Annotated in this window: 43 protein-coding genes and 1 pseudogene; all 44 read right to left on the reverse strand. The window is 36.9% G+C overall.

Translation table 11 applies throughout. The features are described from left to right. Positions 1-14: 14 nt before the first annotated feature. Positions 15-290 carry a hypothetical protein gene (locus tag ACP5Q2_RS08885; RefSeq protein WP_424606277.1) on the reverse strand — a complete coding sequence of 92 codons (276 nt, stop codon included), beginning with the start codon at positions 288-290 and terminating at the stop codon, positions 15-17. Beyond that, positions 247-1,230, reverse strand: a complete 984-nt coding sequence (gene hypE, locus ACP5Q2_RS08890; RefSeq protein WP_428099322.1) for a hydrogenase expression/formation protein HypE — start codon at positions 1,228-1,230, stop codon at positions 247-249. The genes ACP5Q2_RS08885 and hypE overlap by 44 nt, the downstream gene beginning before the upstream one ends. Then, positions 1,223-2,320 (reverse strand): hydrogenase formation protein HypD, encoded by a 1,098-nt coding sequence (gene hypD, locus ACP5Q2_RS08895; RefSeq protein WP_428099325.1) that lies wholly within the window; start codon positions 2,318-2,320, stop codon positions 1,223-1,225. The genes hypE and hypD overlap by 8 nt, the downstream gene beginning before the upstream one ends. Next, positions 2,304-2,531, reverse strand: coding sequence for a HypC/HybG/HupF family hydrogenase formation chaperone (locus tag ACP5Q2_RS08900; protein WP_424606274.1), 228 nt, complete (start codon positions 2,529-2,531; stop codon positions 2,304-2,306). Before ACP5Q2_RS08900 ends, hypD begins: the two co-directional genes overlap by 17 nt. A 119-nt stretch (positions 2,532-2,650) precedes the next feature. Beyond that, the gene (locus ACP5Q2_RS08905; protein ID WP_428099328.1) at positions 2,651-4,162 is read right to left on the reverse strand and encodes a cytochrome c3 family protein; all 1,512 of its coding nucleotides are present in this window, start codon (positions 4,160-4,162) and stop codon (positions 2,651-2,653) included. Between the two features lie 54 nt (positions 4,163-4,216). Beyond that, positions 4,217-4,534, reverse strand: coding sequence for an ATP synthase F0 subunit C (gene atpE, locus ACP5Q2_RS08910; protein WP_428099331.1), 318 nt, complete (start codon positions 4,532-4,534; stop codon positions 4,217-4,219). Between the two features lie 27 nt (positions 4,535-4,561). After that, positions 4,562-5,233 (reverse strand): F0F1 ATP synthase subunit A, encoded by a 672-nt coding sequence (gene atpB, locus ACP5Q2_RS08915; RefSeq protein WP_428099333.1) that lies wholly within the window; start codon positions 5,231-5,233, stop codon positions 4,562-4,564. Continuing rightward, positions 5,217-5,513, reverse strand: a complete 297-nt coding sequence (locus ACP5Q2_RS08920) for a hypothetical protein (protein WP_428099336.1) — start codon at positions 5,511-5,513, stop codon at positions 5,217-5,219. Before ACP5Q2_RS08920 ends, atpB begins: the two co-directional genes overlap by 17 nt. Positions 5,514-5,577: 64 nt before the next feature. Further along, complete coding sequence (locus ACP5Q2_RS08925; RefSeq protein ID WP_424606269.1) at positions 5,578-5,808, reverse strand: AtpZ/AtpI family protein; 231 nt, start codon at positions 5,806-5,808, stop codon at positions 5,578-5,580. Then, positions 5,805-7,073, reverse strand: coding sequence for a glutamate-1-semialdehyde 2,1-aminomutase (gene hemL, locus ACP5Q2_RS08930; RefSeq protein WP_428099339.1), 1,269 nt, complete (start codon positions 7,071-7,073; stop codon positions 5,805-5,807). The genes ACP5Q2_RS08925 and hemL overlap by 4 nt, the downstream gene beginning before the upstream one ends. Further along, entirely contained in the window at positions 7,070-8,869 is a 1,800-nt protein-coding gene (locus ACP5Q2_RS08935) for an ABC-F family ATP-binding cassette domain-containing protein (protein ID WP_424606267.1), read from the reverse strand. Before ACP5Q2_RS08935 ends, hemL begins: the two co-directional genes overlap by 4 nt. Further along, positions 8,860-9,585: a sugar phosphate isomerase/epimerase family protein gene (locus ACP5Q2_RS08940; RefSeq protein ID WP_428099342.1), complete on the reverse strand. Its 726-nt coding sequence runs from the start codon at positions 9,583-9,585 to the stop codon at positions 8,860-8,862. The genes ACP5Q2_RS08935 and ACP5Q2_RS08940 overlap by 10 nt, the downstream gene beginning before the upstream one ends. Further along, on the reverse strand, positions 9,582-10,130 hold the full coding sequence (locus ACP5Q2_RS08945) for a class II aldolase/adducin family protein (protein ID WP_424606265.1): 549 nt from the start codon (positions 10,128-10,130) through the stop codon (positions 9,582-9,584). The genes ACP5Q2_RS08940 and ACP5Q2_RS08945 overlap by 4 nt, the downstream gene beginning before the upstream one ends. A gap of 52 nt (positions 10,131-10,182) precedes the next feature. Continuing rightward, positions 10,183-10,563 (reverse strand): 50S ribosomal protein L17, encoded by a 381-nt coding sequence (gene rplQ / locus ACP5Q2_RS08950; protein WP_428099345.1) that lies wholly within the window; start codon positions 10,561-10,563, stop codon positions 10,183-10,185. Then, positions 10,553-11,563, reverse strand: coding sequence for a DNA-directed RNA polymerase subunit alpha (locus ACP5Q2_RS08955; RefSeq protein WP_424606263.1), 1,011 nt, complete (start codon positions 11,561-11,563; stop codon positions 10,553-10,555). The genes rplQ and ACP5Q2_RS08955 overlap by 11 nt, the downstream gene beginning before the upstream one ends. Before the next feature lie 24 nt (positions 11,564-11,587). After that, on the reverse strand, positions 11,588-12,214 hold the full coding sequence (gene rpsD / locus ACP5Q2_RS08960) for a 30S ribosomal protein S4 (protein ID WP_013451600.1): 627 nt from the start codon (positions 12,212-12,214) through the stop codon (positions 11,588-11,590). 12 nt (positions 12,215-12,226) lie between these two features. Next, positions 12,227-12,610, reverse strand: a complete 384-nt coding sequence (rpsK, locus tag ACP5Q2_RS08965; RefSeq protein WP_424606262.1) for a 30S ribosomal protein S11 — start codon at positions 12,608-12,610, stop codon at positions 12,227-12,229. Between the two features lie 18 nt (positions 12,611-12,628). Beyond that, positions 12,629-12,997, reverse strand: coding sequence for a 30S ribosomal protein S13 (rpsM, locus tag ACP5Q2_RS08970; RefSeq protein ID WP_424606261.1), 369 nt, complete (start codon positions 12,995-12,997; stop codon positions 12,629-12,631). An 11-nt stretch (positions 12,998-13,008) separates the two neighbouring features. Beyond that, positions 13,009-13,122 carry a 50S ribosomal protein L36 gene (rpmJ, locus tag ACP5Q2_RS08975; protein ID WP_013451603.1) on the reverse strand — a complete coding sequence of 38 codons (114 nt, stop codon included), beginning with the start codon at positions 13,120-13,122 and terminating at the stop codon, positions 13,009-13,011. Between the two features lie 15 nt (positions 13,123-13,137). Next, complete coding sequence (gene infA, locus ACP5Q2_RS08980; RefSeq protein WP_013451604.1) at positions 13,138-13,359, reverse strand: translation initiation factor IF-1; 222 nt, start codon at positions 13,357-13,359, stop codon at positions 13,138-13,140. 9 nt (positions 13,360-13,368) lie between these two features. After that, complete coding sequence (gene map, locus ACP5Q2_RS08985) at positions 13,369-14,112, reverse strand: type I methionyl aminopeptidase (protein ID WP_424606260.1); 744 nt, start codon at positions 14,110-14,112, stop codon at positions 13,369-13,371. After that, positions 14,112-14,759: an adenylate kinase gene (locus ACP5Q2_RS08990; RefSeq protein WP_428099351.1), complete on the reverse strand. Its 648-nt coding sequence runs from the start codon at positions 14,757-14,759 to the stop codon at positions 14,112-14,114. The genes map and ACP5Q2_RS08990 overlap by 1 nt, the downstream gene beginning before the upstream one ends. Then, entirely contained in the window at positions 14,753-16,069 is a 1,317-nt protein-coding gene (gene secY / locus ACP5Q2_RS08995; RefSeq protein WP_424606258.1) for a preprotein translocase subunit SecY, read from the reverse strand. The genes ACP5Q2_RS08990 and secY overlap by 7 nt, the downstream gene beginning before the upstream one ends. A 3-nt stretch (positions 16,070-16,072) precedes the next feature. Continuing rightward, a complete protein-coding gene (gene rplO / locus ACP5Q2_RS09000) occupies positions 16,073-16,522 on the reverse strand; it encodes a 50S ribosomal protein L15 (protein WP_424606257.1) in 450 nt (149 codons plus the stop codon). 3 nt (positions 16,523-16,525) lie between these two features. Next, a complete protein-coding gene (gene rpsE, locus ACP5Q2_RS09005; RefSeq protein WP_424606256.1) occupies positions 16,526-17,029 on the reverse strand; it encodes a 30S ribosomal protein S5 in 504 nt (167 codons plus the stop codon). An 11-nt stretch (positions 17,030-17,040) separates the two neighbouring features. Further along, complete coding sequence (gene rplR, locus ACP5Q2_RS09010; protein ID WP_424606255.1) at positions 17,041-17,400, reverse strand: 50S ribosomal protein L18; 360 nt, start codon at positions 17,398-17,400, stop codon at positions 17,041-17,043. Between the two features lie 19 nt (positions 17,401-17,419). Beyond that, positions 17,420-17,959: a 50S ribosomal protein L6 gene (gene rplF / locus ACP5Q2_RS09015; protein WP_424606254.1), complete on the reverse strand. Its 540-nt coding sequence runs from the start codon at positions 17,957-17,959 to the stop codon at positions 17,420-17,422. Positions 17,960-17,970: 11 nt separating this feature from the next. Next, complete coding sequence (gene rpsH / locus ACP5Q2_RS09020; RefSeq protein ID WP_424606253.1) at positions 17,971-18,363, reverse strand: 30S ribosomal protein S8; 393 nt, start codon at positions 18,361-18,363, stop codon at positions 17,971-17,973. A 48-nt stretch (positions 18,364-18,411) separates the two neighbouring features. Beyond that, on the reverse strand, positions 18,412-18,597 hold the full coding sequence (locus tag ACP5Q2_RS09025; RefSeq protein ID WP_424606252.1) for a type Z 30S ribosomal protein S14: 186 nt from the start codon (positions 18,595-18,597) through the stop codon (positions 18,412-18,414). Positions 18,598-18,606: 9 nt separating this feature from the next. Next, positions 18,607-19,149: a 50S ribosomal protein L5 gene (gene rplE / locus ACP5Q2_RS09030; protein ID WP_424606251.1), complete on the reverse strand. Its 543-nt coding sequence runs from the start codon at positions 19,147-19,149 to the stop codon at positions 18,607-18,609. A gap of 11 nt (positions 19,150-19,160) precedes the next feature. Beyond that, positions 19,161-19,490 carry a 50S ribosomal protein L24 gene (gene rplX / locus ACP5Q2_RS09035; protein ID WP_428099357.1) on the reverse strand — a complete coding sequence of 110 codons (330 nt, stop codon included), beginning with the start codon at positions 19,488-19,490 and terminating at the stop codon, positions 19,161-19,163. Between the two features lie 9 nt (positions 19,491-19,499). Next, positions 19,500-19,868, reverse strand: a complete 369-nt coding sequence (gene rplN / locus ACP5Q2_RS09040; protein WP_013451616.1) for a 50S ribosomal protein L14 — start codon at positions 19,866-19,868, stop codon at positions 19,500-19,502. A 20-nt stretch (positions 19,869-19,888) separates the two neighbouring features. Beyond that, entirely contained in the window at positions 19,889-20,152 is a 264-nt protein-coding gene (gene rpsQ / locus ACP5Q2_RS09045) for a 30S ribosomal protein S17 (RefSeq protein WP_424606249.1), read from the reverse strand. 1 nt (position 20,153) lies between these two features. Continuing rightward, positions 20,154-20,348, reverse strand: a complete 195-nt coding sequence (rpmC, locus tag ACP5Q2_RS09050; protein ID WP_424606248.1) for a 50S ribosomal protein L29 — start codon at positions 20,346-20,348, stop codon at positions 20,154-20,156. Further along, positions 20,348-20,782: a 50S ribosomal protein L16 gene (gene rplP / locus ACP5Q2_RS09055; protein WP_424606247.1), complete on the reverse strand. Its 435-nt coding sequence runs from the start codon at positions 20,780-20,782 to the stop codon at positions 20,348-20,350. The genes rpmC and rplP overlap by 1 nt, the downstream gene beginning before the upstream one ends. Position 20,783: 1 nt before the next feature. Then, positions 20,784-21,443: a 30S ribosomal protein S3 gene (gene rpsC / locus ACP5Q2_RS09060; RefSeq protein ID WP_013451620.1), complete on the reverse strand. Its 660-nt coding sequence runs from the start codon at positions 21,441-21,443 to the stop codon at positions 20,784-20,786. A gap of 15 nt (positions 21,444-21,458) precedes the next feature. Continuing rightward, complete coding sequence (gene rplV, locus ACP5Q2_RS09065; protein ID WP_013451621.1) at positions 21,459-21,791, reverse strand: 50S ribosomal protein L22; 333 nt, start codon at positions 21,789-21,791, stop codon at positions 21,459-21,461. Between the two features lie 16 nt (positions 21,792-21,807). Beyond that, positions 21,808-22,086 carry a 30S ribosomal protein S19 gene (gene rpsS / locus ACP5Q2_RS09070; RefSeq protein ID WP_424606246.1) on the reverse strand — a complete coding sequence of 93 codons (279 nt, stop codon included), beginning with the start codon at positions 22,084-22,086 and terminating at the stop codon, positions 21,808-21,810. 11 nt (positions 22,087-22,097) lie between these two features. Continuing rightward, positions 22,098-22,922, reverse strand: a complete 825-nt coding sequence (gene rplB / locus ACP5Q2_RS09075; protein WP_424606245.1) for a 50S ribosomal protein L2 — start codon at positions 22,920-22,922, stop codon at positions 22,098-22,100. 13 nt (positions 22,923-22,935) lie between these two features. Then, positions 22,936-23,214 (reverse strand): 50S ribosomal protein L23, encoded by a 279-nt coding sequence (rplW, locus tag ACP5Q2_RS09080; RefSeq protein WP_041724355.1) that lies wholly within the window; start codon positions 23,212-23,214, stop codon positions 22,936-22,938. 2 nt (positions 23,215-23,216) lie between these two features. Further along, positions 23,217-23,840, reverse strand: a complete 624-nt coding sequence (gene rplD, locus ACP5Q2_RS09085; protein WP_428099364.1) for a 50S ribosomal protein L4 — start codon at positions 23,838-23,840, stop codon at positions 23,217-23,219. 9 nt (positions 23,841-23,849) lie between these two features. Next, positions 23,850-24,488 carry a 50S ribosomal protein L3 gene (rplC, locus tag ACP5Q2_RS09090; RefSeq protein WP_424606243.1) on the reverse strand — a complete coding sequence of 213 codons (639 nt, stop codon included), beginning with the start codon at positions 24,486-24,488 and terminating at the stop codon, positions 23,850-23,852. 12 nt (positions 24,489-24,500) lie between these two features. Then, positions 24,501-24,809: a 30S ribosomal protein S10 gene (gene rpsJ, locus ACP5Q2_RS09095; protein WP_013451627.1), complete on the reverse strand. Its 309-nt coding sequence runs from the start codon at positions 24,807-24,809 to the stop codon at positions 24,501-24,503. 12 nt (positions 24,810-24,821) lie between these two features. Next, positions 24,822-25,053: pseudogene (gene tuf / locus ACP5Q2_RS09100) on the reverse strand (elongation factor Tu); the annotation flags it as partial.

Here is a 25,053-nt window from a genome sequence, read left to right on the forward strand (position 1 = left end):
AATACAATATTTTTTTATTTTCCATAATTTTTTGTTAAATAACCAACTATCTCATTCTCTTCCTTTTCGGTCAGCTTTAGTCCCCTAACTTTCATACCGTGTATTACCCTATTCCATTCGTCAATGTCTCTTTTTTTATTAAATACAAGTTCTACAGGATGACATACCCCACACTTTTGCTTTACCAATTTCAACTGTTTATCATTAGAATTTGCACAACCTTCTAAAAATAGAAGTATTAATAAACTAACAGATACGAGGAAGTATCTCACCCAATGGCATTTCGACATATCTTTTTCCACCTATAGATGTATTTAAAATTACCCTGTTTTTTTCCACCACTTCCCCAACGATAGCTGCTTTCTTTCCATATTTCGTTTCTCTGATCAGATCTAATGCATCATCAGCATAATCTTTATCTAATATTATAACAGCCACACCCTCATTTGCAATATGAAGAGGATCATATCCAAAAAACTCACAATAATACTTTACTCTATCTTCAATGGGGATAGTTGATTCTTCAATCTCAAAACCTAAGCCACCCATTAATACAATTTCATTTAACACAGCAGCAACGCCACCCCTTGTGGCATCTCTTACGAAATGGATATAGTTATAATCAAGAACTTTTATCACTTCGTATAGCAAACAGCAATCACTTTCTACCACAGCATCAATCCCTTCACGAACTAACATCATAGATATCCCATGTCTACCTATATCTGATGTAATAATAACTCTATCCCCAACCTTTATACTTTTATAATCGTTCAATCTTTTTATTACTTTACCAATTCCTGCACTATTTATAAAAACTTGTGGGTTACCATTTCTTGGGATAACTTTGGTATCACCACAAACTATTTTAATACCTATCTCTTCAGATATCTGTTTGATCGATTTTACGATCTTTTTGAGATCTTCCATACTATATCCTTCGGAAATTATAAATGAAAGAGATAAGTACATAGGAATAGCTCCACTAACAGCCAGATCGTTGCATGTTCCGCATACAGTAAGCTTCCCGATATCGCCACCAGGGAAAAATTCTGGCTCCACCACAAATGAATCGGTAGTAAAAGCTATTTCCCCGTCAATAGTTATGTATGAAGAATCACCGAGATTATTCAATATAGGGTTTCCAAGTTCTTTGAGTATCAGGCTATTCAAAAAGTTCTGAAATCCCCTGCCACCGCCACCAACAGATAAAGTGATTATATCATCCATCAATTCCTCCATATAGGTAATAGGCAGCACATGTGCCTTCACTGGAAACCATACATGGTCCATACGGATTTTCATAGGTACAAAAGGAACCAAATAATGAACAATCCATCGGTTTTATATAACCCTTCAATACCTCTCCACATTTACACCCAGCTCTTTCATTGTAACTGTATGCTTTAAGATTATATTTTAACATTGCATCAAAATCTTCGTACTTTGCTCTAATTTTTAAACCCGAATTTCTTATCAAACCTATACCTCTCCACACAGCATCAAACGATTCAAATACATCATACATTAATTCATAAGCTTTAATATTTTTTTTTCCTGAAACAACCCTTTTATAACAATTCCCCACGGTAAAATTATTCGTATTAACCTGTTTTATTATTTCCATAACCCCTTCAAGTATTTCCACAGGCTCAAATCCTGTAATCACTGCAGCCCTGTTCTGTCGAATTATCCCCTGGTACAACTCTACACCCGTAACAGTACTCACGTGCCCTGGAGCAATAAACCCATTTATCGCAAGATTTTCATCTGCTAACAATAAATTTAAAATCTCAGGCATAGTTTTATTAAATAAAAGTACACTTAGATTTTTTATACCTTTTTTTTCTGCTTCTTTTATCAAAAATGCGGTTTGAGGTGTTGTGGTTTCAAACCCAATACTAACAAAAACAAAATCTTCTTCCGGATTCTTATCAGCTATTCTTATTAATTCCACAACCGAATTTATTATTATAATCTTTTTCCCTTTACCCCTCAAATGTAAAAGATTCTCCCCATTACTATTGGGGACTCTCATCAAATCTCCATAAACAGCTATTGTTACATCATGCTTGTTCAAAAGATCAAAAATAATGTCTATCTCCCCCTGTGATGTCACACACACAGGGCAACCTGGTCCAGAAATCAATCTTATATTTTTAGGTAAAAGCCCCCTTAGCCCCCATCTGGAAATGGCAACAGTATGTGTACCGCAAATCTCCATTATAGAATAATCTTTCTCTGGTTTTACAATTTCTTCTATTTTTTTAAGAAGTGCTGTTACTTTTTGTTTATCACGAAACCTATTCATCAAGTTCATTAGCATACTCCAGAAGAACTTTTAAAGTCTCTTCCGCTTCCTTCTCATCCATTTTGGCTATCGCAAAACCGACATGCACCATTACATAATCACCAACGTTAACTTCATCTGGTAACATAGCAAGACTAACTTCTCTTGTAGTTCCAGCGATATCAACAACCGCCATGCCATCATCCATTTTAATAATTTTACCTGGAAAACCAAGACACATATCTTCCTCCAATTTTGATACAAAAAGTATGGCTAAAATATAGTATTATATAATCATAAAAAAGATTTAAAGTAAAGTTTTAAATAAAAAAAGGGGGCGTAGCCCCCTTATAGATTTTACTATTTATGACATGTGGTACAGCTCGTACCATTTTTTACCTTGTTCTCCTTATGACAGGGGAAGCAAAGGTCAGTATGAAAACTGTTGTTTGTACTATCCAGTTTTGTAATCTTAACCTTCAATGAACCCTCTTCAGGTTTTTCATGGCATTTAGTACACTCAAACATTTCCGCATGCTTTTTATGTGCAAAAACAACAGGTTTTTTAGTTGAGTTAACCTTGTGTTGCTCAGCTAAATTTATTGTATCTGGGGCGATATCCATAAGTTCCTTAGGATTATTAGCCTTAAATACTTTAGCTGGTTCCTCTTTAGCTACAACTTCAGATTTTGTTTCACCCTTTTTAGCATCGGTTTTCACAACTTTAGGCTCTTCTTTATAATTTTTTATCTTATCCACAAGTTGATTTGCTGCATCAAATATATTGTTGAAATAATCTGGATTATGAATTCCTTTTGATCCATCTTTCTCAAGAACTTTTACCATTAGATTTAATTGATTAAACAATGCTAGCTGGCCAGGTTTCATCGATTCTCTGTAGGTGGATAGTTCATCCCTTACTTTAGCAATTGCAGCCAATTTACCAAGAAACTCCTTCTGAGTATCGGTCATGATCTGGGCATAGCTGGCATCATGACAGCTTGCACAAACATCTGTGTTTGGTCTGGTGAATGCATTTTTATGGCAATCGCTACATTGAAGGTCAGCCATATACCATTTAACTTCATCCACACCCTTAACAGTTGTGCCCTGCTGGTTTGACTTCTGGAGTGTGTGGCAAGTCTGACAATCATCATTAGCTGGAGCTTTTATCTTATTACCAGCGTTTTTCATCTCATCATGACATTTAAAACATGTCTCCATTTTTGGGAGATTATGCTTATTACCACCATGTGCCACGCCAAGGTGACAGTCAACACAGTTTAATCCTTTATCAAGATGAACTTTATGTTTTGGATCTACCCCTGCAACAACTTTATCTTTTAGTACATCGATCTTTCCAAAGCTTTCTCTAAATCTTGGATTTACAACATTATCTATAAGTCTAAAGTTTATGCCCACGGACATAACTTTTTCTTTTCTATTTTTAGCATTGATCTCATCTGAATGGCAGTGTAAACAGGTTGTATTAGGAACTAACTTTGCGGCATATTTAGGGTCAGAAGCACCTTTAGCAAGAACTTCTAACTTATGCTCTTTAGATTTAAAAAACTCATTATACAAATCACCCAGACCACCAATTTTTGCTTTCATATACCCAACAAAGCCAGGCTCACCGTGACAATCTATACATTCAACTTTAGCAGCAGAATGCACATTTTTTGACCATGTATAATATTCCCCCAATGGGCCTACCTTTTGTTCAGGGTGACATTTTCCACAAAACTCCGATTCTGATGTATAATGTAAAACCTCCACCTGACTAAAGACGAAACCTACAAAAATCACCACCACTGCAATAACAAAAACCACTGGATCGTTTTTCACAAATTTTTTAAACTTTTCCCACATAACGTCCTCCAGAAGGGATAGCGGTGGAAATACCACCGCTAAAATTATTTAATCTTAAACAACAAAAAGAAGTATCAAACTGATAACAAGTGCATAAATGGCAAGAGACTCGATCATGGCAAGACCGATGATCATAGGAGTCATAATCTTACCAGATGCTCCTGGATTCCTTGAAATACCTTCCACAGCGCTTGCCACTGCTTTACCCTGGCCAAGACCTGTACCAAAAGCAGCAATACCCATACCCAAACCAGCGGCAAGGTATATTGCCCATGATTTTCCAGCAGCTGCTCCGTCTGCAGCGAAAGCTGATACTGAAAATACTGCCACGATTGCAGCAACCAAACTTAAAATACGAGTTACTTTTGACATATAAATGTCCTCCTGTTTTATTGTCTTTTAGTGCGCTTCCTCAATGGCACCACTAATATATATCATTGAAAGCATCATAAAAACGTAAGCCTGAAGCACTGAGGTGAACAACCCCATAAAGTACATAGGCAATGGAACCAAAAAAGGGACAAGGATAAAAAGAATTGCAATGACAAGATCTTCCCCAAAGATATTACCGAATAACCTCATTGAAAGGGAGAGAGGTCTTGAAAGATGCCCTATTAACTCTATTATAATCATAAGTGGAGCAAGCCAGGCCACGGGCCCCATGAAATGGTGAATATAATGAGCACCATGCTTTTTTATACCAATAAAATGGTAGGTAAGAAAAACTATGATAGCAGGTGCCGCTGTGGTGTTCAAGTTGGACGTGGGTGATATAAAACCAGGAATCAAACCCATTACATTTGAAAAAAACACATAAATACCTATACCAAATATAAGCGGAATATAGGGTCTTCCTTCTTCCCCCATGATATCAATACACATCTTTTCAATAGCAGTAATTAGCATCTCAAAAAGATTCTGACCTCTTCCGGGGACCTCTTTTCTCATTTTAGAAGCAAGGCTTCCTAAGATGAAAGTAAATATTACAACGACCGTTGTCATAAAAACATGTAAAAACTTTAACTGCACCTCATGAGGCAAAAAAGAAAAAATATTAAGTGGATGTTCCATCAATCTTCCTCCTATATTCTATAAGAACATAAATAGGCATAGCTATGGTCAAAACAGACAGACCAACTAACAATCCCCAAATGTTCAACATTCCAAATTTAAACCACATATACAAAAAAACTCCCACAAGCATCAGCCTGAAAAAACTATTTCCAATACCGATACCCATAAAAGATCCTGAAAAGCTTTTCTTTACATGAAACACCAATCCAAGAAAATTGCCTACACTTATTATAAATCCCACTACCATATTATACAGAAAGAGCTTCTCCAAAAACATATTGCATACTGTATACAAAATTATAAAAAAAATCAACGAAAATATTAAAATTTTCTGATAAATTTTACTTTTTTTCATCATCCTGGTATGCATCTGTTCGCTTTATAAAGTATATCATATTTTTAAACCCTGCGGCTATACCCATAATCATAAAAAATAAGGTAAGGTAAGGCTTGGTATCAAAATAACGATCCAGATAGTAACCTATTAATGTACCTATGGCTATAGCAGATACGAAAGATATCCCAATCGAACCAGCATTCAACCAGTATCTTATCTGTTTTTTATCTTTCATGACAACTCTTTCAATACTTCGTAATGAGCTTTAATCGTCGTGTCTAAATCTTCTGTTGTGTGCGCAGCAGACACAAACATAGCTTCAAACTGGCTTGGGGCAAGATTGATCCCTTTTTTAAGCATTCCATGAAAAAATGCTGCATATTTTTTTGTATCACTATTAATGGCATCTTTAAAGCTTTTTACAGGCTTTTCAGTAAAAAACATACATGCCATAGACTCTATCTCATTGAAAGCATAGTTGAGTTTTAATTCTCTGCAATTGTTTTTAAACCCCTCCCATAGGTATTGGGATTTTTGCCTGAGTTCAAAATAAAAATTTCCATTAAGTTTATTCAAATTTGCAATGCCAGCCGCCATCGCAAGGGGATTACCGCTTAGCGTACCAGCCTGATATACTGGCCCCAGAGGAGAAATCTTTTCCATAATCTCTCTTCTACCACCATATGCCCCCACAGGCAGTCCTCCACCTAAAATTTTACCCAACGTAGTAAGATCCGGCATTACGTTAAAATACTCCTGTGCTCCTCCTGGAGCAAGCCTAAACCCTGTTATAACTTCATCAAAAATGAGCAGAGCCCCTTCATTATTACAAAGCTCTTTTAGTCCAGACAAAAAGCCCTCTTCCGGCAATACCACACCCATGTTCCCGGCCACCGGCTCCACTATGACACAGGCAATCAGATTTTTATTGTTTATAAATAACTGCTTAACTGAATCTAAATCATTGTAATCAGCAATCAATGTATGCTTAGCAAGATCCGCCGGTACACCTGGGCTGCTGGGCTGACCAAATGTAAGGGCACCACTCCCAGCTTTTACAAGTAAGCTATCTGAATGCCCATGATAACACCCCTCAAACTTGATTATTTTATCTCTGCCGGTATATCCACGGGCAAGTCTTATGGCACTCATCACTGCCTCGGTACCAGAGCTAACCATTCTGACCATCTCTATGGATGGTACCATTTCAACTACTTTTTTGGCAAGTTCCAGTTCAAGTACGGTGGGGGCCCCAAAAGTGGTACCTTTTTTCAAAACCCTTTCCACCTCCCTTATTATATCATCATCCGCATGTCCATGTATAAGAGGTCCCCAGGAGCATACATAATCTATGTATTCGTTGCCATCCACGTCATATATTTTAGACCCTTTTCCCCCATCAATAAAGAGAGGCTCTCCACCCACTGATCCAAACGCCCTAACAGGACTGTTAACCCCACCAGGGATATACCTCTTGCTCTCTTCAAATAGATTTTTCATATATCCTCCTGTGTCAATTTTTCCAGTTCATCATATTTATTAAGTAATTTAAGCTCCATCTCTTCAATTTTTTCATTACACTCAGCCAATTTTTTCCAATCTGTCAAACTATTTTCCCTTTCTAAATATAATGAATTTAGTAAATTCTCAAGCTCTAATATCTCAGCATTTATCCTATTTATCTTATACTTGTCAACCTTTCTATTTTTATTTTTAACAGACGTGGTTCTTTTTATCGTTGTATCACTTTCAACTTCCTTTATTACAGGGATTTTATCTTCTAGAGTCACAATACCATCATTGAAAAATACAAACTTATCGATCAATCCATCCATAAAATATCTATCATGGGAAACCATAATGATTGTCCCATCATAACGCAAAAGAGCATTTTTCAAAACCTCCACCGTTTCATAATCAAGATGATTAGTGGGCTCATCTAAGATGAGTAGATTTGGCTTTAAAAAATATAGCTTCATAAGGTTTATTTTAGCAAGTTCTCCACCACTTAAAAAACTCACTTTTTTTTCAATATCTTCATAAGAAAAACCGAATTTTGGTAATAGGTTGTAAATCTCCTGCAATGTAATTCCTATGTCCATATCCAATAGCTCTTCTAAAACTGTTTTATCAGAATCTGTTTTGAGTATCTGCTCGAAATACCCCATTTCAACCCTTTTACCAATCTCAATCTTCCCTTTTATTATTCCCCTTTTATCCCCCACAACTGCTTTCAATAGAGAACTTTTACCGGATCCATTTCTTCCCACAATAGCCACCCTTTCACCTTTATAAATTTTCACAGAGAATGGCTTGTTTAATATATTATTTTCATATCCAAGTACCAGATTTTCAAAGGTTATAACTTCAAAATCCTCTTCTTTTCTCTTTTTAAAATAAAAATCTATATTTCTATCGTCAAACGTTAGATCACGGAGCTCCTCTTCAATTTTTTCGATCATCTTAAGCCTTGCACTCACCTGTTTCGATTTTATTCCTGCCCTGTATCTATCTACAAAATCCCAAAGCTTTTGTTTCTCTTCCTCCAGATTGTTTTTCCTTACCTTTAATCTTTCCTCATCCTCTTTATAAATCTTGATAAAGTTATTAAATTTCATTCTGAAATGGTCTATCTTTTTATTGTTTAGATATAGGATCTCTTCGGCAACATTTTCCAGAAGCCTGCGATCGTGAGTAATGAAGATAACTGTCTTATTTGACTTTTTTAGAAAGTTCTCAAGCCAATCTATCATCAAAATATCAAGGTAGTTAGTCGGCTCATCAAGGAGTAAGAGGTTTGAATCGGATACCAGAAGCCTTGCCAATTTTAATCTTTCCAGCTCACCACCAGAGAGAAGATTTATATTTTTATCCCACACATTCTCATAAAACTCAAAAGCCTTGAGCAATTCCCTTATCTCAGATCTAAAACTATTACCACCTATTGATTCAAACTCTTCGTAATATCTATGAATCTTTTCAGCTTCTAAACAGCTCTCGATCTTTTCTTCAAGCTCCAGTATCCTTTTATTCGATCTTAACATAAAATCGAAAATTGTCGCATCTTCCACAAGAATCTGTTCAAGATACCCAATCTTTGCATCATTAGAAATTACAATCTGCCCGCTATCTTTTTCCTCAATCCCTGCAATTATTTTAAAAAGGGTAGTTTTGCCACTTCCATTATAACCAAACAAAGCCACTTTTTTACCCTTCATAATCGAAAACGTGAGGTCTTTGAAAATTACCCTCTCACCATAGCTTTTGGAGACTGAAAAAACTGAAACTACAGACATAATGATTTCAAATAGTTTATGGAAGCCTCAGTATCCTCAACATTTCTATTCTCTATTGTATATATGGATACTTTTTGAACCATCAAAAAATCTTTAATATTTATATTTCCATAATCTAATCTGTTATGATCGTCTCTATATCCATAGTTATTATGAAGATGATACTCAAAGATTTTCCCTTTCCAATTATTTAACCATTCCTGCAGGGTAATCTCAGTAAAGAGATTAAAATGCCCAATGTCAAAACAGAATCCAATAAAATCACGATTCAACATATTAACAATCTTATTTCCTATGGAAGAATTTGTTTCAAAAACATTTTCAAAAGAAATTGTAAAATCCCCTTTTCTGTATCCGAGAACCTTCTCAAAATTTTCACAAAACCTCACAGTATAACCATCTTCATCGAAATTATACATAAAAGGTGAATAGTTGTGGTGAAATACAACATTCTTCACGTTAAGCAAATTGCAGATCTCAATTGTTTTAATCATTATATCAATAGATTTTTCCACCACGTATCTATTGTAGCTTGCGATATTAACGTCAAAAAAGGGGGCATGAATAGAAAGAGTCAATCCTCTGATACAGTTTAACCTATTAACATCTAAAATATCATCAAAGCCTAAGGCCAATTCTATACCCGAATTATACCTTTCCGATAGGGGAATAAATTTATCAAGTTGGTCAAATTTTGATCTTATATGGAGATTCATTTTAAAAAACCTTTTAAATATATATACTTACAATGATGCTCCAAAGCAGAAATATAAATAAAACAATCTTTCAAATTACCCCCTTTTGCAAATACCCCATGATCTTTAACAATTACGAGGTTAAAATTCTCCAATGCATTTGATACTGTCAGTGCCAACTCTTCTGAGCCACTTTTACCCCTAACTATGGGGATCGTGTTGAGAAATGGTAAAACTTCACCTGTATCGATTTTAAGACAATCAAGAGCAGTATTCCCCATTAAAATGGAATAAAGCGAATGTGTATGCATTACAGCATTGGTGCCTGTTTTCAGATATATCATCCGATGGACGATCAGCTCAGAAGATGCAAGCTTATCATACTCCCCTTTTTCAGAAAGATTTACTTTTACAATATCATCCTCTGATAGTTCATCAAGCATTGTGCCAGTTTTTGTAATGAATATTTCATTAGAAACTTTAATTGAAAGATTACCAAAAAAGGAGGTTGCCAGCTTTTGTTCTACTATCTTTTTACCAAACTTTATTATATCTTTTTTCACCATAAACTAAAAAAGGGGGCATTACCCCCCCCCTTATCATATTTTATTTGTAATTTTATTCAGATTTAGCTTCCTGATTCTCGTCCTTCACAAACTCAATTATAGCCATTGTGGCATTATCGCCCCTTCTGATCCTTGTTTTTAATACCCTTGTATATCCACCTGGTCTTGATTTGTATCTTGGGGCAAGCTCCTTAAATACCGTCCTTACGGCATCTTTATTGTGTAATTTTTTGTATGCAAGCCTGATGGCGGATAGATCACCTTTTTTCCCGAGAGTTATTATCGGCTCCACAAAGCTCCTCAGAGCTTTTGCTCTGTCAACAGTAGTTTCAATTCTACCTTTTTCTATCAGAGATATAGCCAGGTTTCTCAACATCGCAAGTCTATGATCGGTAGGTCTACCTAATTTTTTAATTCCTGATTTATGACGCATCTTCTTCCCTCACTAATTTTTTGTAACCCAAAGCCTCCAGGTCCATGCCAAGGCTAAGACCTAATTCGCTTAAGACTTTCTTAATCTCCTCAAGGGATTTTCTACCAAAATTCTTAGTTTTTAACATATCATTATCTGTTTTACTGCATAGCTCTGCAAGAGTTTTAATTTCTGCATTTTTCAAACAGTTGTATGCTCTTACAGAAAGTTCGAGCTCTTCAATACTTTTATCCAGAAGCTCTAAAATCTGATCATTTCTGATCTCATTCTTTTCTGTTTCCTCAGAATAATTCGGCTCATCAAAATTTATAAAAAGGTCAAGATGATCTTTTAATATTTTAGCGGAAAACCCTATTGCATCTTCAGGAGCTATTGAACCATCTGTTTCCACTTCAAGTATCAGCTTGTCATAATCAGTACTCTGCCCCACACGAGCATTCTCTACTCTGAAATTTGCCCTTTTAATTGGAGTAAAAATAGCATCCACAGGAATGATGTGAATATCACTAAACTTACCCTTCATATCTTCAGAAGGGACATAACCTATCCCCCTTTCCACATAAAGCTCAATATTAAGCTCAGTATTTGGATCTGTAATAGTAGCAATATGCTGGTCTGGATTCAATACTTGAACAAGGGGATCACATTGTATATCGGAAGCTTTTACAACACCTTCACCTTTTTTCTTGATATAAACTCTTTTCTGTTCATGGGTATTCAGATTAAGCTCCAGCATCTTAATGTTGAGAATTATCTCCACAACATCTTCCAACACCCCAGGAATTGTGGTATACTCATGGGTAACATCATTTATTTTAACACCCACCACTGCCGTACCTTCTATCGAAGATAGCAGAATTCTTCTTAGTGAGTTGCCAATGGTAATACCAAATCCTCTTTCCAGAGGTTCAGCCACAAAAACACCAAATCTATCTGTGTTATCCGGGGATGCCTCAAGCTTCTTCGGCTTTATCAAATTTTTAAAGTTCATTAATATCATTATAAAATTCCTCCTAAGAGCCTATTATTTAGAGTAAAGCTCTACTATTAAGTGCTCCTGGATATCATAACCTATATCGCTTCTCTCTGGCAAGCGGTTTACAACAGCTTTAAAAGCAGCCTTATCTATACTTAGCCATTCAGCTGTTCCCCTTCCCTCAGATGTTTCTAATGACTCCACTATAAGTTTATTATCTCTACTTTTTTCCCTAAGCTCGATTACATCTCCCACTTTTAAAAGATAAGATGGGATGTTTACTTTTTTACCGTTTACTGTAAAATGGTTGTGCCTTACAAGTTGTCTTGCCTGAGTTCTACTGGAAGCAAAGCCTGCTCTGTAAACAGCATTATCAAGCCTTCTCTCAAGCAATTGAAGAAGGTTTTCACCTGTAATCCCTTTCATATTCGTGGCTCTCTCAAAATAGAGCCTAAACTGGGATTCAAGTATTCCATAAATCCTTTTAACCTTCTGTTTTTCCCTCAACTGAACACCATAGTCGCTGAGTTTCTTCTTTAGCTGTCCATGTTGTCCTGGTGGGTAACCCTTCTTTTCAATCCCACATTTGTCTTTATAACAACGCTCCCCCTTAAGGTAAAGCTTCATACCTTCTCTTCTACAAAGCTTGCATGATGGTCCTGTATATCTAGCCAATTTAAACCTCCATTAAACTCTTCTTTTCTTTCTTGGTCTACAACCATTGTGGGGAATTGGGGTAGTATCTCTAATAAGAGTTATCTTAATACCTGCAGATTGAATGGCTCTTATAGCACTTTCCCTTCCAGCACCTGGTCCTTTAACGTTGACTTCTACTTCTCTCACACCATAATCAACTGCTTTCTTGGCAGCTGATTCTGCAGCTATCTGAGCAGCATAAGGAGTAGACTTTCTGGAATTTTTAAAACCCTCAGTCCCACCTGCTGACCAACATAAAACGTTACCAGATAAGTCAGTAAACGTAACTATAGTATTATTAAAAGTGGAATGAATATGTGCAATTCCTCTTGGAACAATCTTTTTTTCTCTCTTCTTTCTAACCTTAGTCGCCATTATTCCTCCTAAAACCTACTACTTTCTCTTAATTCCACGTTTACCAGCAAGACCTCTTCTGGTACGTGCATTGCTACGAGTTTTCTGTCCTCTAACAGGCATTCCATTTTTATGTCGGTATCCTCTATAGCAGTTTATCTCAATAAGTCTTTTTATATTCAAGGCGATATCTTTCCTTAAATCACCTTCAACTTTCAGGTTTTCATCGATATACTTACGAATAGAAGAGATCTCCTGCTCTGTAAGATCACCTATCTTCTTATTTCTGTCCAGATTAAGCTCGTCGATTATCCTGTTTGCTGTACTCTTACCTATACCATAGATGTAAGTCAGCCCTATTTCTAGTTTTTTGTTATTTGGGATGTCAACACCAGCTACTCGAGCCACAAATTTCCTCCTTAACCTTGTCTTTGCTTATGTTTGGGGTTTTCACATATCACTCTAACAACCCCTTTTCTTTTAATTATTTTACACTTATTACAGATAGGTTTAACACTTGCTCTCACCTTCATCTCATACACCTCTTTTTACTTATGCCTGTAAGTTATACGGCCTTTTGTTAGATCATATGGAGACATCTCTACTGTCACCTTATCCCCAGGAAGTATCCTTATAAAATTCATCCTCATCTTCCCTGATAAATGACACAATATCACATGCTTATTTTCCAGCTCTACCTTAAACATTGCATTTGGTAGCGCCTCAAGCACTACACCTTCAAACTCGATTACATCATCTTTTTTCCCCATATGTATCCTTTACAATGTTAATATTTCTGGTCCGTTATTGGTAATGACAACAGTATTCTCGTAGTGAGCAGCGTCTTTGCCATCGGCAGTTATCACTGTCCACCCATCATCAAGCACTTTAACCTTCCAATCACCAATAACAACCATAGGTTCTATAGCTAAAACCATGCCAGCCCTAAGCCTTATGCCGCGGTTAGGTTTGCCAAAATTTGGTATCGTAGGCTCTTCATGCAAATGCCTACCAATTCCGTGTCCAAAGTAATCCCTAATTACATTAAAACCATTGGATTCAACATAACTCTGTATCGCATGGGATATATCATGCAGTCTGTACCTTTCATCAGCATATTTCATCCCTTCAAAAAAAGAACGCTCAGTGACTTCCACAAGCTTCTTTCTCTCTTCAGAGACATCACCAACACAAAAAGTCCTGCATGCATCACCGTGAAACCCATCTTTGTAAGCCCCAACATCGATGCTTACAATATCACCTTCTTTTAACACATTATCAGAAGGTATCCCGTGAACAACCACCTCATTTATAGATATACAGGTGGCAGAAGGATAGCCCCTATACCCTTTAAATGAAGGGATAGCAGAACGGGAATGTATAATACTTTCTACAAAATTGTCAAGTGTTTTTGTAGTAACACCTGGCTTAATCTTGCTAGAAACCTTTTCCAGAGCTTCTTTCACAACCTCACAAGCAGCTTTTATCTTTTCAATTTCACTCTTACTTTTAATCTCCACCATTACCCTAATATCTCTTTAATCTTCCTATAAATATCGTCCACTTCCCCAAATCCATTCACAACGTATAGTTTACCAGAATTTTTGTAATAATCTTTCAGTGCTGAGGTCTGCTCATGGTATACTTTGAGTCGTTTTGCAATAGTCTCTTCTTTGTCATCATCCCTTTGATACAATTCACCACCACAATCATCGCATACACCATCTTTTTTTGGTGGATTATATTTTATATGGTACACCTTACCACAACCCTTACATGTTCTTCTACCTGTGAGCCTTTCCATAATCAGGTTATCATCAACTTCGAGGCTAATAATATGCGTCAATGATATATTGAGATCATCCTTCAGCATTGCATCCAGTGCAACAGCCTGAGCTATTGTACGTGGAAAACCATCTAAGATAAATCCATTTTTGCAATCATCCTGTTTAAGACGTTCCCTCACAATACCTATGATAACATCATCCGGAACCAATTTACCCTCATCCATATATTTTTTTGCCATTTTACCAAGCTCTGTCCCCTGTTTAACAGCAGATCTAAGTATATCACCGGTAGAGATCTGAACAACTTTGTAATCATTTATTATATATGAAGATTGTGTACCTTTACCAGCTCCTGGGGGCCCAAGAAAGACTAAATTTACCATGCAGCACCTCGCGGTTTTATTCTACCTTTTGATAAAAAACCATCATAATTATGAGTAATAAGATGTGACTCAATCTTATTGACCACATCCATAGATACTCCAATTACTATTAACACACTTGTACCACCAAAATAAAATGGTACATTGAAAAATTTTAAAATTACCTGAGGCATAATTGCAACAATTGTTAAATAAATAGCCCCAGCAAAAGTCAATCTTGAAAGTGTGTAGTCTATAAATTCAGCAGTATTGCTACCAGGTCTTTTACCAGGTATTACCCCACCACTTCTTTGTATGTTCTCTGCTATATCTGTTGGATTAAATATAATTGATGTATAAAAATAGCAGAAAAATACGATTAAAAGAGCATAGAGAAGATAGTATAAAAAATGACTGGGAGAAAGATAAAAACCTACTCTCTTTATCAACTCGCTACCAGAAAATGATGCCAATGTAGAAGGAAAAGATATAATGGATGCAGCGAATATTATTGGAATAACACCTGAAGTATTTAGCTTAAGCGGTAAATATGATGTGGCAACATTACCCCTAATACCAACAGCACCACGTTTAATATATTGTATTGGGATTCTTCTACTGGCGGCCTCAACGAAAACGATACCAGCTGTTACCGCCACAATAATTACTAAGATACCCACAAGAGTCAAAATCTGTAATTCTCCAGTCTGTAGAAGCCTCAAAGTATTAGTAACAGCATTTGGTATTGCAGCCACTATACCTGCAAAAATGATCATGGACATTCCATTGCCTATACCTTTTTCGGTAATCTTCTCCCCAAGCCACATCAGGAAAATAGTACCAGCTGTAAGTGTAAGAGCAGTTATAATTCTAAATCCCCAGCCAGGATAGATTACTACAGATGCACCAGTTGGTGAAGTCATCCCTTCCAGACCAATAGCTATACCTGTTCCTTGAATCATGGAGATCAAAACAGTACCATATCGGGTATACTTTGTAATTTTAGCACGCCCCTCAGAACCCTGTTTTTTAAGCTCCGCAAGATACGGTGATACCACAGCTAAGAGCTCCATAATAATTGATGCGGATATATAAGGCATAACACCAAGACCGCATACGGTAAGCCTACTCAATGCCCCTCCGGTAAACATATCGAAAAAACCCAATATATTTCCGGATTGCCTGGCGAAAAACTCAGTCAGGGCAGTTGAATTTATCCCAGGAGTAGGGATATGAGTACCTATCCGATAAACAATCAAAAGGAAAAGGGTAAACAATATCCTTTTCCTTAATTCTGGTACTGAAAATATATCTTCTAATTTTTTAAACATTAATTACCCCAATTTTTTCACTTCTCCGCCGGCAGTTTTTATCTTTTCCTCAGCAGCAGAGGAGATTTTGTCCACTTCAAAAGTTAGCTTTTTGGTTAAATCCCCAACAGCGAGAACTTTTACACCATCTTTGTTCCCTTTTATCAAACCTTTTTCCACAAGGGTGTCTCTGTTTACAACATCACCATTATTAAATTTTTCTTCTATTTGATAGAGATTTACTATTTCATATACAGTGGCAAACATTTTGTTGTTGAACCCTCTTTTGGGAAGCCTTCTGGTGAGAGGCATCTGCCCCCCTTCAAATCCAGGCTTTGTTTGACCACCTGACCTTGCTTTCTGCCCTTTATGTCCTTTGCCAGCAGTAGTTCCGAGACCACTACCTGATCCTCTTCCTACTCTTTTCCTCGTCTTTGTAGATCCCAAAGCTGGTCTTAAATCATGTATTTTCATACCTTAACCCTCTTTCCGATATATTATTTCGCTAATATCTTTACCTCTGTATGCTGCAATCTTATCAAGAGTCCTGATCTTTTTGAATCCATCGAAAACAGCTAAAATGAGGTTGTTTGGATTTCGGCTTCTGACAGACTTTGCGAGTATATCATGTACACCAGCAAGCTCAAAAAGAGACCTTGTGACACCACCAGAAATTATACCTGTACCAGGTGCTGCCGGCTTCATTATGATCTCCGCCGCTCCAAATTTTCCAATAACCTCATGTGGAATTGTACCTTTTGAGATAGGCAATTTTATAAGATTTTTCTTAGCAGCCTCAAGAGCTTTTCTTATGGCATCAGGTACTTCACGAGCCTTTCCATAGCCTATTCCCACAGAACCATTTCTGTCACCAACGATAACCATCGCAGTAAATCTAAATATTCTACCACCTTTTACAACCTTTGTAACTCTACCAATATGGACAACTTTATCTTCCAATTGACTTACACCTGTATTCAAAGCAGTCCTCCTTAAAAATCTAAGCCTGATTCTCTTGCGGAATCAGCCAGAGCTTTTATTTTACCATGATAAATATATCCACCTCTATCAAAAACGACAGACTTTACACCTTTAGCAAGTGCTCTCTCAGCTATCAACTTACCAATTGTTTTAGACACCTCAATGTTTACTTTACCTGAAAATTTTTCTCTCAAATCTTTTTCAAGAGAGCTTGCCGAAACTATTGTGGTACCATTTTCATCATTTATAATCTGAGCATAGATGTACCTGTTGCTTCTATACACAGCTAACCTTGGCCTTGATGCAGTACCAGAAATTTTCTTTCTTATTCTTATATGTCTTTTAACCCTTGAATCTTTTTTATCAGCCATAGATCACCAAACCCCTATCTTATTTTTTACCAGATTTACCGGCTTTTCTCAGAATTCTTTCACCTTCATACTTGATACCTTTACCTTTGTATGGCTCAGGCGGTCTAAGTGCTCTGAGATTTGCCGCTATCTGACCAACTTTCTGTTTGTCGATCCCTCTAACACCAAATTTAGTTTGAGACTCAACAAAAAACTCAATCCCTTCAGGTGCCTGATAAACAACTGGGTGAGAGTATCCAAGAGAAAAATCTAAATCTTTCCCCTTTAGAGCAACTCTGTAACCAACCCCAACTATCTCAAGCTTCTTTTCAAACCCTTTTGTAACCCCAACGACCATGTTGTTTAATAATGTTCTAACAAGTCCATGCAAGGATCTTACTTCTCGGTGGTCATTATCTCTGGTAACTACTATCTGATTACCATTGATTTCTATATTTATCCCCTGAGGCTTTTCATACGTTAAAGCACCTTTTGGTCCTTCAACTTTAACAATATTACCCTCTAATGAAACCTTTACACTACTATCAAATGAGATCGGTTTTTTACCTATCCTTGACATCTACAGCTCCATTACCAGATTTTACAGAGATATTCACCACCGACCTTCTCCTTTTTACACTGTTTTACAGTTTTGATACCGGAAGATGTGGATACCACACCAGTACCTAAACCACCTAAAACGATATCAAGGTTTTTTGATTTAACGTAAATTCTTCTACCAGGTTTGCTTACTTTTTCAGCTCCTCTGATTACAGATTCCCCTTCCTCAGTATATTTCAGATAAATAACAATATCTTTCTTATTGTTTTCTGAAATAACTCTGTAGTTTTTGATATAACCCTGGTCTTTAAAAATTTCCAGAACGGATTCCTTTAATTTTGAATGCGGAACAACAACTTCTTGATGTTTCACACGAACGGCATTCATTATTCGTGCGAGCATATCTGCTACTGGATCAGTCATTACCTTTCCTCCATCTTTTTATTATCTGCGGTAACCGATATCTTCTTATTACCAGCTCGACTTTCTAACTCCAGGAATAAGCCCTTCAGAAGCCTGTTTCCTGAAGCAAATTCTACACATATTAAATCTTCTTAAAAAAGCCCTTGGCCTGCCACATATTGGACATCTATTATATTCCCTTACTTTAAATTTTTTCTTTTTAAATGCACTGTGATATTTTGCAGTAGTAGCCACTAATACCTCCTATTTTTGTGCAAAAGGCATACCAAGAGCCTTCAAAAGCTCCTTAGCCTCTTCATCTGTTTTAGCTGTTGTCGTAATTATTATATCCATCCCTCTTATTTTGTCAATCTTATCATAATCTATTTCCGGAAATATAATCTGCTCTTTTATACCGCAGGCGTAATTTCCTCTTCCATCAAAAGAGTTAGGATTAACACCAGCAAAGTCTCTAACCCTGGCAAGCGCAATATTCATAAACCTATTTAGAAATTCATATGCCATCTCTTTTCTCAATGTAACTTTACATCCAATAGGCATCCCTTCTCTAAGTTTAAATGATGCTATAGATTTTTTGGCTTTTGTCACGACAGGTTTTTGTCCTGCAATAAGTGCCATATCATTGACAGCATGTTCAATCACTTTTGGATTTGAAACAGCTTCTCCAAGTCTCATGTTTAAAACCACTTTTTCTACTTTTGGCACCTGCATTATATTTTTATAGCCAAACTTTTTCATCAAATAAGGAACTACCTCTTTTTCATATTTTTCTCTTAACACTGACATGGATAACTCCCTTAATCTTTATCTACAATTTCGCCACATGACTTACAAAATCTCTGTTTTGTCCCATCCTGAAGAACCTTAATTCCCAGACGAACACCTTTCTGACATTTAGGACATAAGTACATAACATTTGATATGTCTATAGGCTTTTCTTTTTCCACAATTCCACCATCAGGATTGAGCTGGCTAGGCTTCATATGTCTTTTTACAACATTAACATTCTCAGCCAATACTTTCTTTTCTTCCATCAATACCTTAAGGATCTTTGATTTTTTCCCTTTATCTTTCCCGGTGGTAACTATAATAGGGTCATCTTTTTTCAATTTAAACTTAATCGCCATTTCATCCTCCTACAGCACTTCGGGGGCCATTGATATTATTTTCAAGAAACCTTTTGCTCTAAGGTCTCTTGCAACCGGCCCAAAAACCCTAGTCCCGATAGGCTCGAGGTTTTTATTCAATATAACAGCTGCATTATCGTCAAATCTGATATAAGTACCATCAGGTCTTCTCTTTTCTTTCTTAGTTCTAACAATAACAGCTTTGACGACATCCCCTTTCTTGACGTTTCCATCTGGAATAGCATCTTTTACACTACAAACTATGATATCACCTAATCCACCATATTTTCTTTTAGAGCCACCAAGAACCTTAATACACATAAGCTCTTTGGCTCCTGAATTGTCAGCCACTCTTAATCTTGTCTGAACCTGTATCATAACTATACTCCTAAGCCTATTTAATTAAGACCAACTGGTCTTTCCAAAATTCTAACAACCCTCCACCTTTTGGTTTTACTTAAGGGTCTTGTTTCCATAAGCTCAACGACATCACCTACTTTACATTCATTATTTTCATCGTGAGCAACATATTTTTTCCCTTTTTTAACAAATTTGTGATACTTAGGATGCATCTTAAGAGTTTCAACTTTTACAACTACTGTCTTATCCATCTTATCGCTAATTACAGTTCCCCTACGAACCTTCCTCATATTCCTTTCCATACTAACCCTCATTCTCTTTTTCTTTCAAAATAGTTTTTATGCGGGCGATATCTTTTTTTACCTTGCCCACTTTACTTGTGTCTTCAAGATCAGCAGTTGAAAGTTTAAATTTTAACCTGAATAGATCTTCCCTAAGTTCCATCTCTTTTTTTTGCAATTCAGCTTTTGTCAAGTTTCTCAATTCTGCTGCTTTCATTACTCTGCTCCTTTTGGTGTTTCGTTATCTTCCCTTTTAACAAATTTGCACTTTACAGGAAGTTTGTGGGATGCAAGCCTGAAAGCTTCCCTTGCCTGCTCCTCAGTAACACCTTTAATTTCATACAGCATTGTCCCTTCTTTAACCGGAGCAACATAGTATTCCACTGCACCTTTACCTTTACCCATCCTTGTTTCAGCAGGTCTTTTGGTAATTGGTTTGTGAGGGAATATTCTAATATAAAGATTACCACCTCTTCTGATATATCTGTTAATGGCAATCCTTGCCGCCTCTATCTGCCTGCTTGTAAGTTTTCCTTTTTCAAGGGACTGAAGTCCATAATCACCAAAAGCAATCGTATTACCTTTAGTGGCCTTACCCCTTATCCTGCCTTTAAATGTTTTTCTATATTTTGTTCTACTAGGCATTAACATATTATTCTACCTCTGTAGCATTTTTGTTTTTCTCTTCGAGGGTTTCACCTTTGAAAACCCAGACCTTAACACCTATAATTCCATAGGTTGTCATTGCATCGGCAGTACCATAGTCTATATCAGCTCTTAAAGTCTGAAGCGGTACTCTACCTTTAATATACCATTCTGTACGAGCCATATCTGCTCCGGCAAGCCTTCCAGAACAGGATACCTTAATACCAAGAGCTCCCGATTTAAGAGCCTGCACCACTGCTTTTTTCATAGCTCTACGGAAAGCAATCCTTCTTTCAATCTGAAGAGCAATATTTTCTGCAATTAGAGTGGCATCTATCTCAGGTTTTTTTACCTCTCTGATATTGATCTGCACATCAGCATTTGTATAAGCCTTCAGATCTTGTTTTAATTTATCAATCTCTGCACCTTTTTTACCAATTACAATACCTGGCCTGCTGGTATTGAGATTTACCCTCATTTTTTGCCCCATCCTCTCTATTTCGATAGATGAGATACCAGCTTGATTTAATTTCTTCTTCAGGTACTTACGAATTTTAATATCTTCAGAAAGATTCTTTCTATAATCTCTCTTATTAGCATACCATACTGATTTCCAGGTTTTATTTATACCAATTCTCAAACCGATTGGATGAGCTTTCTGACCCACTAAGCACCTCCGCTTTTATTCACCAAGGACTACAGTAATATGGCTAGTTCTTCTCTTAATAAGTGAAGCCCTACCATATGCCCTAGGCATATATCTTTTATAAAATGGTCCACCATCAACCTTAACTTCCAAAAGTTTAAGGTTGCTCACATTCCTGACATTTTTATTCTCCTCTGCATTGGCAACAGCAGATTTTAATGTCTTATATATCTCCTGAGCTGCTTTTTTAGTGGTAAACTTTAAAAGGGCCATAGCCTCATCCACTGTTTTACCTCTAACTAAATCAGCAACCAGTCTTGCTTTCCTTGGAGATACCCTAATATATCTGGCAACAGCCTTTGATATCATATCTTACGCTCCAGTCCTATTTCTTTATTTTCTTGTCATCTTTTTTGTGACCACGAAATGTCCTGGTCAAAGAGAATTCACCTAATTTATGCCCAACCATATTTTCAGTAACATAAACAGGGATAAATTTTTGACCATTATGCACTGCAAAAGTCATTCCAACCATTTCTGGAATTATGGTACTTCTCCTCGACCACGTTTTAATCACTTTTTTATCTCCAGTCTGCTTTGCAACTTCAACTTTTTTCAGCAGGTGATCATCTATAAAAGGTCCTTTTTTAAGCGATCTGGGCACATCTTCCTCCTTTATTTCCTCTTAGTGACAATGTACTTGTTGGAAGGTTTATTTTTCTTCCTGGTCTTATAACCTTTTGTAGGCATACCCCATGGAGAAACAGGATGTCTACCACCCTTAGTCCTACCTTCACCACCACCATGTGGGTGATCTACTGGGTTCATAGCGGTACCTCTTACTGTTGGTCTGATTCCCAACCAGCGGGATTTACCAGCTTTACCGATCACCACATTTTCATGATCTGGATTACTAACCTGACCAATCGTTGCTTTACATTCGGATTTAACAAGTCTTATTTCACCAGAAGGTAAGCGAAGATGGCAGTATTCACCCTCTTTGGAGAGTAGCTGTGCATATGTGCCAGCTGACCTTGCAAGCTGACCACCTTTACCAGGCCTTAATTCTATATTATGAATTACAGTACCCACAGGAATATCTTTAAGCTGCAATGCATTTCCTACTTTTATATCCGCATCCTTACCACTTTGAATTACATCCCCCACCTTCAACCCTAAGGGAGCAATTATATATCTCTTTTCTCCATCTGCATAAGATACAAGAGCAATTCTAGCACTTCTATATGGATCGTACTCGATAGTCTTTACCTTTGCAGGTATTAAATCTTTGTCCCGTTTGAAATCTATTACCCTATAAAGTTTCTTATTGCCACCCCCCTGATGTCTTGTGGTTATTCTACCGAAATTATTCCTACCACCTTTTTTGGGAAGTCTTATAAGTAAAGATTTCTCAGGGGTATCTGTAGTTATATCAGCATAATCATCGTTTGCTCTAAATCTAACGCCTGCTGATGTTGGTTTATATTTTCTTATACCCATTTTAACCTCTCTCTTATACAAATTCCAACTTTTGATCTTCTTCAAGAACTACAATGGCCTTCTTCCAATCATCTCTACGACCCACAACCATACCAAATCTTTTTACTTTTCCTTTTACACCCATAGTTCTTACATCTTTTACCTTAACATTAAAAAGCTTTTCCACAGCTTCTTTGATCTGTATTTTATTAGCTCTTGGATCCACTTCAAATACTACCTGATTTAATTTCTCTTTTAGATCCACAGCCTTTTCTGTAATAAGAGGTCTTTTAATTACATCATAAATAGTCAACATTAGTCAAGTACCTCCATAATGTATGAGAGGGCATCTTTAACGATTATAATATTGTCAGCATTAATAACATCGTAAACATTTAACCCTCTAACATTTAAGAAATCCACTTTAGGTAAATTTCTAAATGCCATAAAAGTCTTATCGTCTATTTCGTTGTAAACAATAAGCACCCTCTTGGATAATCCCATTGTATCAAACAACTTTTGGGCATCTTTTGTCTTTCCACTTTCCACCACAAGATTATCTAAAATCTTTACTGCAGCATCATCAAATTTTGCCTTCACTGCAGATTTAAGAGCATTTTTAACTTTCTTTTTAGGCATGCTATATGAATAATCTCTTGGTTGTGGTCCAAAAATAATTGCACCACCTCTCCAGAGAGGAGATCTAATAGATCCAGCTCTTGCTCTACCTGTACCCTTTTGTTTCCATGGTTTTCTACCACCACCTTCTATAAGTGTTCTATTTAAAGTGGCATGGGTTCCGGCCCTTCTACAAGCCAGTTGCATTTTAACTACCTCATGTATCAACCATGGTTTGACTGGGTAGGTCATAATATTATCAGAGATCTCAACCTGCCCCACTTTCTCATTTTTTGTGTTCAATACATCAACCAAAGCCATATTATCCTCTTATTTTTTCTTCTTCGTAGTCTCTTTTATAAAAACAATACTGTTATCATGTCCAGGTATAGCACCTTTTATCAGCAATAAGTTCTTATCTGGCAATACTTTTACCACTTCGAGCTTTTGTACAGTGACAGTCTTGCCACCCATTCTTCCCGGGAGTTTTTTACCTTTCAACGTTTCACCTGGCCACTCCCTCATACCTATAGCACCCGGTGCCCTATGAAAATCAGAACCATGCGCAGCCGGTCCACCTGCAAAACCGTGTCTCTTTATAACACCCTGGAAACCTTTACCTATACTAACACCTTGAACGTCCACAATATCCCCTTCAGCGAAAACAGAAACATTAATCTCCTGACCAACTTGATATTCATCAGGATTTTCAACCTTAAACTCTTTCAGAGTTTTATGGGCATCAACACCATGTTTTTTGAAATGGCCACCCATTGGTTTATTAATCTTCTTTTCTTTCAGTATCTTATCAAATCCAAGCTGAAGGGCATTGTATCCATCTTTTTCGGTAGTTTTCTTTTGAACCACCTGGCAAGGTCCCGCCTGAACAACAGTTACAGGTATAACATTACCTTCAGAGGTAAAAATTTGCGTCATCCCAATTTTTCTACCTATCAACGCTTTTAACATTTTGCCCTACCTTTATAATTTTATCTCTACATCTACCCCAGCAGAAAGCTCCAACTTCATCAAAGCATCTATTGTCTGGGGATTATGCTCATAAATATCAACTAACCTTTTGTGTGTTCTTATTTCAAACTGCTCAAAAGATGTCTTATTCACGTGTGGCGACCTAAGGACAGAATATTTTTCTATCTTAGTTGGAAGAGGTACGGGACCAACCACTCTGGCCCCTGTCATCTTCGCTGTCCTTACTATATCTTTCACAGATTTATCCAATATTTTATGATCAAAGCTCTTTAGCTTTATTCTTATTTTTTGTCCTGTCATCTTTTTCCTCTATTACTCGATAATCTCTGTAACAACGCCAGCACCAACCGTCCTACCACCTTCCCTGATCGCAAATCTTAATCCCTGCTCCATCGCTATCGGCTGGATAAGCTCCACTGTGGCACTTATGTTGTCGCCGGGCATTACCATCTCCACTCCCTCTGGCAATACCACTATACCTGTTACGTCTGTAGTCCTAAAATAAAACTGTGGCCTGTATCCACTAAAAAATGGTGTGTGTCTT

The organism is Calditerrivibrio sp., assembly GCF_049968475.1.
Taxonomy (GTDB): Bacteria; Chrysiogenota; Deferribacteres; order Deferribacterales; family Calditerrivibrionaceae; genus Calditerrivibrio; species Calditerrivibrio nitroreducens_A.

What these genes read in the sequence shown, in the direction of transcription:
- ACP5Q2_RS08885 (WP_424606277.1), bottom strand. Translation starts at nt 290, where the DNA reads ATGTCGAAATGCCATTGGGTGAGATACTTCCTCGTATCTGTTAGTTTA.
- hypE (WP_428099322.1), bottom strand. Translation starts at nt 1,230, where the DNA reads ATGGATGATATAATCACTTTATCTGTTGGTGGCGGTGGCAGGGGATTT.
- hypD (WP_428099325.1), bottom strand. Translation starts at nt 2,320, where the DNA reads ATGAACTTGATGAATAGGTTTCGTGATAAACAAAAAGTAACAGCACTT.
- ACP5Q2_RS08900 (WP_424606274.1), bottom strand. Translation starts at nt 2,531, where the DNA reads ATGTGTCTTGGTTTTCCAGGTAAAATTATTAAAATGGATGATGGCATG.
- ACP5Q2_RS08905 (WP_428099328.1), bottom strand. Translation starts at nt 4,162, where the DNA reads ATGTGGGAAAAGTTTAAAAAATTTGTGAAAAACGATCCAGTGGTTTTT.
- atpE (WP_428099331.1), bottom strand. Translation starts at nt 4,534, where the DNA reads ATGTCAAAAGTAACTCGTATTTTAAGTTTGGTTGCTGCAATCGTGGCA.
- atpB (WP_428099333.1), bottom strand. Translation starts at nt 5,233, where the DNA reads ATGGAACATCCACTTAATATTTTTTCTTTTTTGCCTCATGAGGTGCAG.
- ACP5Q2_RS08920 (WP_428099336.1), bottom strand. Translation starts at nt 5,513, where the DNA reads ATGTTTTTGGAGAAGCTCTTTCTGTATAATATGGTAGTGGGATTTATA.
- ACP5Q2_RS08925 (WP_424606269.1), bottom strand. Translation starts at nt 5,808, where the DNA reads ATGAAAGATAAAAAACAGATAAGATACTGGTTGAATGCTGGTTCGATT.
- hemL (WP_428099339.1), bottom strand. Translation starts at nt 7,073, where the DNA reads ATGAAAAATCTATTTGAAGAGAGCAAGAGGTATATCCCTGGTGGGGTT.
- ACP5Q2_RS08935 (WP_424606267.1), bottom strand. Translation starts at nt 8,869, where the DNA reads ATGTCTGTAGTTTCAGTTTTTTCAGTCTCCAAAAGCTATGGTGAGAGG.
- ACP5Q2_RS08940 (WP_428099342.1), bottom strand. Translation starts at nt 9,585, where the DNA reads ATGAATCTCCATATAAGATCAAAATTTGACCAACTTGATAAATTTATT.
- ACP5Q2_RS08945 (WP_424606265.1), bottom strand. Translation starts at nt 10,130, where the DNA reads ATGGTGAAAAAAGATATAATAAAGTTTGGTAAAAAGATAGTAGAACAA.
- rplQ (WP_428099345.1), bottom strand. Translation starts at nt 10,563, where the DNA reads ATGCGTCATAAATCAGGAATTAAAAAATTAGGTAGACCTACCGATCAT.
- ACP5Q2_RS08955 (WP_424606263.1), bottom strand. Translation starts at nt 11,563, where the DNA reads ATGATATTAATGAACTTTAAAAATTTGATAAAGCCGAAGAAGCTTGAG.
- rpsK (WP_424606262.1), bottom strand. Translation starts at nt 12,610, where the DNA reads ATGGCGACTAAGGTTAGAAAGAAGAGAGAAAAAAAGATTGTTCCAAGA.
- rpmJ (WP_013451603.1), bottom strand. Translation starts at nt 13,122, where the DNA reads ATGAAGGTGAGAGCAAGTGTTAAACCTATCTGTAATAAGTGTAAAATA.
- infA (WP_013451604.1), bottom strand. Translation starts at nt 13,359, where the DNA reads ATGGGGAAAAAAGATGATGTAATCGAGTTTGAAGGTGTAGTGCTTGAG.
- map (WP_424606260.1), bottom strand. Translation starts at nt 14,112, where the DNA reads ATGGTGGAGATTAAAAGTAAGAGTGAAATTGAAAAGATAAAAGCTGCT.
- ACP5Q2_RS08990 (WP_428099351.1), bottom strand. Translation starts at nt 14,759, where the DNA reads ATGGTAAATTTAGTCTTTCTTGGGCCCCCAGGAGCTGGTAAAGGTACA.
- secY (WP_424606258.1), bottom strand. Translation starts at nt 16,069, where the DNA reads ATGTTTAAAAAATTAGAAGATATATTTTCAGTACCAGAATTAAGGAAA.
- rplO (WP_424606257.1), bottom strand. Translation starts at nt 16,522, where the DNA reads ATGAAAATACATGATTTAAGACCAGCTTTGGGATCTACAAAGACGAGG.
- rplR (WP_424606255.1), bottom strand. Translation starts at nt 17,400, where the DNA reads ATGGCTGATAAAAAAGATTCAAGGGTTAAAAGACATATAAGAATAAGA.
- rplF (WP_424606254.1), bottom strand. Translation starts at nt 17,959, where the DNA reads ATGTCAAGGATAGGTAAAAAACCGATCTCATTTGATAGTAGTGTAAAG.
- rpsH (WP_424606253.1), bottom strand. Translation starts at nt 18,363, where the DNA reads ATGACTGATCCAGTAGCAGATATGCTCGCACGAATAATGAATGCCGTT.
- rplE (WP_424606251.1), bottom strand. Translation starts at nt 19,149, where the DNA reads ATGTCAGTGTTAAGAGAAAAATATGAAAAAGAGGTAGTTCCTTATTTG.
- rplX (WP_428099357.1), bottom strand. Translation starts at nt 19,490, where the DNA reads ATGGCGATTAAGTTTAAATTGAAAAAAGATGACCCTATTATAGTTACC.
- rplN (WP_013451616.1), bottom strand. Translation starts at nt 19,868, where the DNA reads ATGATACAGGTTCAGACAAGATTAAGAGTGGCTGACAATTCAGGAGCC.
- rpsQ (WP_424606249.1), bottom strand. Translation starts at nt 20,152, where the DNA reads ATGGAAAGGAATATGAGGAAGGTTCGTAGGGGAACTGTAATTAGCGAT.
- rpmC (WP_424606248.1), bottom strand. Translation starts at nt 20,348, where the DNA reads ATGAAAGCAGCAGAATTGAGAAACTTGACAAAAGCTGAATTGCAAAAA.
- rplP (WP_424606247.1), bottom strand. Translation starts at nt 20,782, where the DNA reads ATGTTAATGCCTAGTAGAACAAAATATAGAAAAACATTTAAAGGCAGG.
- rplV (WP_013451621.1), bottom strand. Translation starts at nt 21,791, where the DNA reads ATGATATCAAAGGCTGTTGCCAGATATATTAGGGTATCTCCAAGGAAA.
- rplB (WP_424606245.1), bottom strand. Translation starts at nt 22,922, where the DNA reads ATGGGTATAAGAAAATATAAACCAACATCAGCAGGCGTTAGATTTAGA.
- rplD (WP_428099364.1), bottom strand. Translation starts at nt 23,840, where the DNA reads ATGGCTTTGGTTGATGTATTGAACACAAAAAATGAGAAAGTGGGGCAG.
- rplC (WP_424606243.1), bottom strand. Translation starts at nt 24,488, where the DNA reads ATGTTAAAAGCGTTGATAGGTAGAAAAATTGGGATGACGCAAATTTTT.
- rpsJ (WP_013451627.1), bottom strand. Translation starts at nt 24,809, where the DNA reads ATGACAGGACAAAAAATAAGAATAAAGCTAAAGAGCTTTGATCATAAA.